The organism is Streptomyces sp. W16 (assembly GCF_033194735.1).
Classification (GTDB): domain Bacteria; phylum Actinomycetota; class Actinomycetes; order Streptomycetales; family Streptomycetaceae; genus Streptomyces.
Genome location: NZ_JAWOAI010000990.1, coordinates 1 through 1,797, shown reverse-complemented (window position 1 = coordinate 1,797; position 1,797 = coordinate 1). Strand labels below are relative to the sequence as shown.

At 73.8% G+C, this 1,797-nt stretch carries 2 protein-coding genes; both read left to right on the top strand.

The features are described from left to right. Positions 1–597 (top strand): polyprenol phosphomannose-dependent alpha 1,6 mannosyltransferase MptB (mptB, locus tag R6V09_RS52295; protein ID WP_317888428.1); only part of this gene is annotated, 597 nt, incomplete at its 5' end. After that, on the top strand, positions 594–1,797 hold a 1,204-nt coding region (locus tag R6V09_RS52290; protein WP_317888427.1), incomplete at its 3' end, for a glycosyltransferase 87 family protein. The genes mptB and R6V09_RS52290, both read left to right, overlap by 4 nt.

Genomic DNA, 1,797 nt, shown 5'->3' with positions numbered 1-1,797 from the left:
CTCCAGATCCGAGCGGGCCACCGTCCGGCCAAGGCCGTCGCGACGACCGTCGTCGCGTCCGCGGTCACCACGGTCGCCGCCACCGCCGTCGCGGGCACCGGCTACGGCTGGATAGGCGCCCTCGACACGCCCGTCTCGGCACACAACTGGGCGCTCACCAGCCTCCTGGGCCGCGCCACCGGCGCCCTGCTGAAACACCTCGGCAGCGATCTCGCCCCCTTCGCCGTCCCGGCCTGGCACGCCCTCGGACTCGCGGTCACCGGAGCGGCCATCCTCGCCATATGGTTCCGCCTGCGCCCCAGCCCGGTCTACGCCCTCGGTCTGAGTCTGGCGGTCGTGGCCGCCTTCGGCCCGGCGATCCGCCCCTGGTACGCCCTGTGGGGTCTGTTCCTCATCGCCGCCGCCGCGCCCAGCACGTCCGTACGCCACCGGGTGGCCGCCGTGACCGGCGTCCTCGCCCTCGCCGTGCTGCCCAGCGGCGGCCCCGCCGACATCGGACAACTCGTGCTGGCCGTCTCCGGCGGGGTCCTGGCGGTCGTCGTCCTCTGGCAGGCCCGCCAGGCGGCAGAGGCCCCGGCCCTGGGACGTACGGCATGAGAACGCCCACCACCGACCGCGGCCGACTCCTCCTGGTGCTGGCCCTCGCCACCACCGTGGCGGTCTTCACGGCGACCGTCCCGCTGCTGCGCGACTGGTTCGACCTGCGCGTCTACTACGGCACCGTCCACACCTGGCTCCACCACGGCGGCCGGATCTACGACTACCGGGTACCGGGTACGACGTACGGCTTCACCTACCCGCCGTTCGCCGCCGTCAGCATGGCCCCGATGGCGTACCTCGGGCTCGGCGCCGCGATCACCGCCGCGCTGGTCCTCAACCTGGCGGCTCTCGCCGTGGTGCTGCGCATCCTGGCGGGGCCCGGGTGGCGGCGGTACGGCTGGTTCGGGTGGGCGCTGGTGGCCTGTGGGCTGGCGCTGTTCGAGCCGTTGCGCGACACCTTCAGCTTCGGGCAGGTGAACCTCCTGCTGCTGGCCCTCGTCCTCGGCGACGGCTGGCTGCTCTCCACCGGCCGGGGCCGCTGGGCAGGCGTCGGCATCGGCCTCGCGGCGGCCATCAAGCTCACGCCGGCCCTGTTCATCGTCCTGTTGCTGCTGGCCAGACGCTGGAAAGCCGCCGCGGTGGCGACGGCTGTGGCGCTCGCGGCGACCGGGTTCGCCGCTCTGGTGGTCCCGGACGCCTCGCGGTTCTACTGGACCCGGGCCATGTGGGACACCACCCGGGTGGGCCGTCTCGACTACGTCTCCAACCAGTCCCTGCAAGGCGTCCTGGCCCGCCTCGGCGAGACCGGCCGCCCGCTGTGGGCGACGGTCGTCCTGCTCGTGCTGTGCGTATGGGCGGTGCGGGCCCGCCGTGCGGTCGTCGCGGCGGACTGGACGGCCGCCTTCGCGCTGACCGGGCTGACCGCGTGTCTGATCAGCCCGATCACCTGGGTGCACCATCTCGTGTGGCTGCTGCCGTCCTTCGCCGTGCTGGTCCGCGCGGGGCACCCGCGGATCGCGGGCGCCCTGTACGCGGTGCTGTGCACCAGCGTCGTGTGGCTGTGGTTCGACGACTCCTCGGGCATCGACGGCTTCCTCGGCAGCAACACGTACACCTGGGTCACGCTCGGTCTGCTGCTGTGGCTGCCGACCGGTCAGGCGCCGGGGAGCCGCCGGCCCTTCAGCCGCAACGCCAGCACCACCGCTCCCGCGCCGAGCACGGCGGCCCCCACGACCGCGGCGGTCTCCGCCCAGCCCG